Here is a 5048-nt window from a genome sequence, read left to right as displayed (position 1 = left end):
CTCTATCGCCCGTCCCTTTCCCTGAAACCGTCTGAAGGATAAGACTTAGATAATACATGACACTCATGTTCTGAATCATCTGAGCATCTGTTTTTGCCAGTAATTCTGGCGTCGACATATCTATATCATTTACTTGAGCTAAACCGGTGATACCTGGCCTTACTTTAAATACACCTCTTGTATCTCGCTCCTCAATCAATTCAATTTGATTGAACAAACATGGTCTTGGACCAACCAAACTCATTTCACCTTTCAATACATTCCATAATTGAGGCAATTCATCTAGCTTGGTTCTGCGAAGAAAACGCCCAAAGGAAGTAATTGATGATGCATTTGCCAGGTGACTGGCGACATGGGCAGTATCTTTCTGCATGGTGCGAAATTTGACCAATGTAAAAGGCCTTTGATAGCGACCTACCCTTTGCTGACGAAAAATGGGCGAGCCAGTATCGAACCAACCAACAACGATCAGAACTAATAAAATTGGCAAACCAATCAATAATCCAACCATAGAAAAAACAATATCCAGTAAACGGATAACTACTTGGGTCATGAAATACTCGTGTTAATGTTTTTGAAAGGAAGAGTTTCTATTTAACTTAGCCATTTTGTTAAGTTGTTGTTTCATGGTGATCACTGGCTTCCACCCTAATAACTCTCGGGCTTTACTAGTATCGATCTGCAAATTGCCAAACAAACGATCAGTGATCATCTGTTTGCCAATAAGTTTGGCAAAAAAATTCATCCAAGATAGGGGAACAGGTATTAGTCTTGGTGGACGCATATACCCTTCAGCTAACAGTCTCAACAATGTCGTTGTAGAAACATCTTCCCCATCAGCAATCAGAAAAACCTGATTAGTTGCTGCAGGGTGCGTCATGCAGAGCCTTATAAAGCTCACTAGATTATCAATAGCCAACATGGATCGTTGATTGGAAATAGCACCAAAAGGAAGAGGTATACCTTTATTAATGATTTTAATCATACTGGCGAAGTTAGCTTTCACACCCGGACCATAGATGAGTGGTGGCCGAATAATCACAACTTCCATGGATGTAGTCTTAGCAAGATCCAATAATAACTTTTCTGCTTCAAGCTTTGATTGTCCATAGGCATCTTCAGGAGCGGGATCATCTGTTTCACTAAAAGGCCGTCGATTATCTGTTGATTCACCGTTAACTTTGACCGAGCTTAGATAAATGAACCTTTTTACCCCCGCCCTGGCCGCTTGCTGGGCAAGTTCCACAGTGGCGTATACATTTATTTTCCGAAATTCTTCTATGGGATCAGCCGAACTATCTTTCATGATATGAACACGTGCCGCTGTATGAATAACCATATCAATATTATCAAGAGCATTGATGATAGTATTTGATTCACTCAGAAAGCCAAAATCACCTACCCGTTTTTGCTCAACTTTAGTCGGTAATACTTTCGAATACTCTCGAACTGCCGCAACGACATGATGGCCTTCAGCAACGAATTGAGTCACTAAAGCTTTTCCGACAAATCCTGTCGCACCAGTAACAAAGATTCGCATCAGCCGTGAATTAACTGTTCAATTTCTACCACTTTCGCTTTCATCAACGCTTCATCGGCCCGAGATTCAACATTCAAACGTAAAAGTGGTTCTGTGTTGGAAGAACGGAGATTAAATCGCCACTGAGGAAATTCCAGGCTGATTCCGTCAGTTCTATCAATCACTGGGTTTTCTGTAGAAAAATGTTTCAGAATTTTATCGAGAATGACACTGACGTCTGCTACTCGATAGTTGATTTCACCACTGCATGGATATTTCGCCATACGCTCATTGACCAGTTCAGATAAAGGCTTACCTGCTACGCTGATTAATTCAGCTACCAGCAACCATGGAATCATGCCGCTATCACAGTAGGCAAAATCCCGAAAATAATGGTGAGCGCTCATTTCACCGCCATAAACCGCATTTTCCAGTCGCATACGTTCTTTAATAAAAGCATGGCCCGTTTTGGATTGAATGGGTTTGCCACCCGCCGCTTCAACTTGATCGATGGTGTTCCAGGTCAGCCGTGGATCATGAATGATTTTTTCGCCTGGTGATTTGAGTAAAAAGGCTTCAGCCAATAACCCGACAATGTAATAACCTTCGATAAAGCGGCCATTTTCATCAAACAGAAAACACCGGTCAAAATCCCCGTCCCAGGCGATGCCCATATCCGCTTTATTATTAATTACTGCATCAGCAGTTGCTGCACGATTTTCGGGTAATAATGGGTTGGGAATACCATTAGGAAAACTGCCATCCGCTTCGTGATGCACTTTGATGAATTCAACGGGTACATTAGCTGATTTAAACTGTTTTTCAATCGCATCAATGACATGCCCGGCCGAACCATTACCCGCATTAACAACCAGTTTTAACGGGTTAAGTTTTGTCAGGTCGATATAGGTCAGTAGATGCTCAACATATGGATCCAAAATGGATTGTTGATGATAAAGTGCTTTGTTCGGCAATTCTTCAAGCGGGGACTTTTCAGTCGATGAAGCTGCTTCACTGGTAGTAAGAATTTGTGAACTATCCTGCTCATCCCAATGAAAGCTGAAATCCATTTTTTTACTGTTTATCGTCTTTGCATCAAGTGTTGATAGGTCAGCGGCTTGATCAAAAGGTGAAACGAACTTCTCAGCCAAATCACGAATATCATTTAAGCCACTATCACCGCTTATCGGCAAAGCACCACGACCTACCAGCTTCATACCGTTGTAATCCATCGGATTATGACTGGCTGTTACTTCAATACCGCCATCAACATCCAGATAAAATGACGCAAAATAAATTTCTTCTGTGCCAACCATTCCAATATCTATAACCTCAGCTCCAGCATCCATCAAGCCCTGAGCCAAAGCCAACTTAAGCGGCTCACTGGTGTGCCTGATATCTCCGCCGACAACCACTTTTTTTGCATTGAGATGTTTCGCATAAGCATGCCCAATTCGATAGGCGACATCTGGGTTAAGCTCTTCTCCCAACTTGCCGCGAATATCGTAGGCTTTAAAACATTTCAGTGTATTTTCAGTAACCATATTTGTTCCTTGGTTCGTCTAATGACGTCAGGTAATGTGAAGATTTATTTAGCATCTTTTTTTCTACCCCGTGCCACATAAAATAAGCTGCGAGTAGAACCGCAATAGTTGTGACAAGCATCGCTAAAATAGGCGATACAGTAAACAGTTGAAAGACAATAAAATGTTTGTAGTATTGGAAAGTGCAGAATATAAATACCATAAGAAAAATCGCCATATTTGCCGAAATTACCGAGGTATTTGAAAACAAAACCAAAATACACTACGCAGATGGCTAATGCTGCAGCATATAAAGACCAGTTTGAAACAGACTCTCAAAGACATAAGCTGCTATGGCGATTAACAAGAGCAAAGTCGCGTTGTTTTTAAAAAAATTAAACGAATAATACAGAGCTCCTCCAGCAATAAAAAACATCAGCTGACCGGGAAGCTGCCTTTGTAATTCAATAAAAATACCACCATGCTTGTTAATGAGTAGTTGCATGCAAAAGCTATAAATAAACGATGCAAAATATAAAAGTGTCAGTCCCTGCCACAGACCAATCTTACGAAACAGCCAAACAAAGATCGGCACACTTAAATAAAACATGACTTCGATTTTAAGGGTCCACAGCGCGCCATTCACAGCAGCTAATGAATTTTCTGAAAACACTCCTGGCAGATCTGGTTGAATAAAATTCAAGAACACCAAATTAGCAAATAGGTAACGGTAAAGCTCAGAACTGAGAAAATACTCTGAATAACTGTAAGTGCTTAGTAACGAGCCAAATATGGCACAAATCAATACCACGGAAAAATAGGCTGGGTATATCCGTCGGGCTCGCTTTTCAAAGTATCTATTCAAACTACTGGAATGTTCGTAGCTCATAAAGATCAAAAAGCCACTCACCACAAAAAAACATTCAACAGCCATTTTTGCTGAAAAAATGCTATTGAATATCGATAAAGTTGCAACATCAGATAAATGGTAAGCATGGACAAGGAAAACAACAAAAGCAAAACTGAAACGTAAGAGATCTAGGTTATTGTTTTTCGGTATGTTTACTCGATAGACAGAACTAACGTTAGCTTGCTTTGCTTTAGCTAAATCCATTAAAAGCACTTTCCTAATTTCGCGTGAAGGTTTTGGGCAAAACCACCGCTGTGCTTGATAAAAAAGCGAAGCATACTACCCAGGTGCCAACGTAAATATTTTAACTGCTTATGGCTCTGTCGTTGAGCCTGATGAATTACCGAACTTTTTGGTAATACAGCAATAGGAAAGCCTTTTTGCCATAGTCTCACACAGATATCGACATCTTCATAATAAAGAAAATAGCCTTCATCAAAGCCATTAACTGCCTGATAAGCTGCTTTATCAAACAACATAAACATTCCAGCTACCCAGTCTGGATAAAACAATTCATCCGTCTGCGTAAAGGTGTAAATATCGTGTTTACCGGTGAATAACCTTTTAACTAAGCGACTAATTGTCGGAAATCTTCGAACGCTGTCTTCAAGCTGTCCATCCAAATCAACTATTGAAGGCGCAATCATACCCAGCTTCAAATCGCGCATATTCTCAACCAACGCCATAAAGGGGTTTTCAATCAAACGAATATCTGGATTAAGAACGCAAAAATAGTCTCCTATCGATTGTTCAAACGCAGCGTTATGGTTTGCAGCAAAACCTTTTGGTAATGGATTATTGATCAGTTTTAATGGCAGATTTTTAAATGAGTAATTTATCCTTTCAGGAAGATTGCAAGTTACTATCACCTCCTTAATCATCTCTGAAGGATCGACATCCTCCAGATCATTTAATAATTGTTGGACTAACACGGCTTGTCCATGACTGACGATTGATAAGGAAATCATTATTTAAATTTCTTGATTAGAATCTGATGTAAATTAATTTTTTAAGAACCAGGAAAGTTTGCATCAGTTCAACGGTAACATCTTAGTTCTATCATCTGTATCTTTATCATCATCTTGATTTTTAACTG

Annotated in this window: 5 protein-coding genes; all 5 read right to left on the bottom strand. The window is 39.9% G+C overall.

Going from position 1 to position 5048, the window contains the following annotated elements; all coding sequences use genetic code 11:
- A partial coding sequence (locus tag A9E74_RS13375) for a sugar transferase (RefSeq protein WP_069297098.1) occupies positions 1 to 553 on the bottom strand: 553 nt, incomplete at its 3' end.
- A 12-nt stretch (positions 554 to 565) separates the two neighbouring features.
- Entirely contained in the window at positions 566 to 1540 is a 975-nt protein-coding gene (locus A9E74_RS13370) for a UDP-glucose 4-epimerase family protein (RefSeq protein WP_069297097.1), read from the bottom strand.
- Complete coding sequence (locus A9E74_RS13365; protein WP_069297096.1) at positions 1540 to 3063, bottom strand: phosphohexomutase domain-containing protein; 1524 nt, start codon at positions 3061 to 3063, stop codon at positions 1540 to 1542. The genes A9E74_RS13370 and A9E74_RS13365 overlap by 1 nt, the downstream gene beginning before the upstream one ends.
- A gap of 274 nt (positions 3064 to 3337) precedes the next feature.
- A complete protein-coding gene (locus A9E74_RS13360) occupies positions 3338 to 4156 on the bottom strand; it encodes an acyltransferase family protein (protein ID WP_218104328.1) in 819 nt (272 codons plus the stop codon).
- The gene (locus A9E74_RS13355; RefSeq protein WP_069297095.1) at positions 4156 to 4920 is read right to left on the bottom strand and encodes a glycosyltransferase family 2 protein; all 765 of its coding nucleotides are present in this window, start codon (positions 4918 to 4920) and stop codon (positions 4156 to 4158) included. The genes A9E74_RS13360 and A9E74_RS13355 overlap by 1 nt, the downstream gene beginning before the upstream one ends.
- Positions 4921 to 5048: the final 128 nt, after the last annotated feature.

This window comes from Methylophaga muralis, assembly GCF_001720165.1.
In the GTDB taxonomy this organism is placed as follows: Bacteria; Pseudomonadota; Gammaproteobacteria; order Nitrosococcales; family Methylophagaceae; genus Methylophaga; species Methylophaga muralis.
This window is presented reverse-complemented; position numbering and strand designations above follow the sequence as displayed.

Bases quoted from the DNA above. Each gene is read 5' to 3' on its own strand.
- A9E74_RS13370 (WP_069297097.1), bottom strand. From the start codon at position 1,540: ATGCGAATCTTTGTTACTGGTGCGACAGGATTTGTCGGAAAAGCTTTA.
- A9E74_RS13365 (WP_069297096.1), bottom strand. From the start codon at position 3,063: ATGGTTACTGAAAATACACTGAAATGTTTTAAAGCCTACGATATTCGC.
- A9E74_RS13360 (WP_218104328.1), bottom strand. From the start codon at position 4,156: ATGGATTTAGCTAAAGCAAAGCAAGCTAACGTTAGTTCTGTCTATCGA.
- A9E74_RS13355 (WP_069297095.1), bottom strand. From the start codon at position 4,920: ATGATTTCCTTATCAATCGTCAGTCATGGACAAGCCGTGTTAGTCCAA.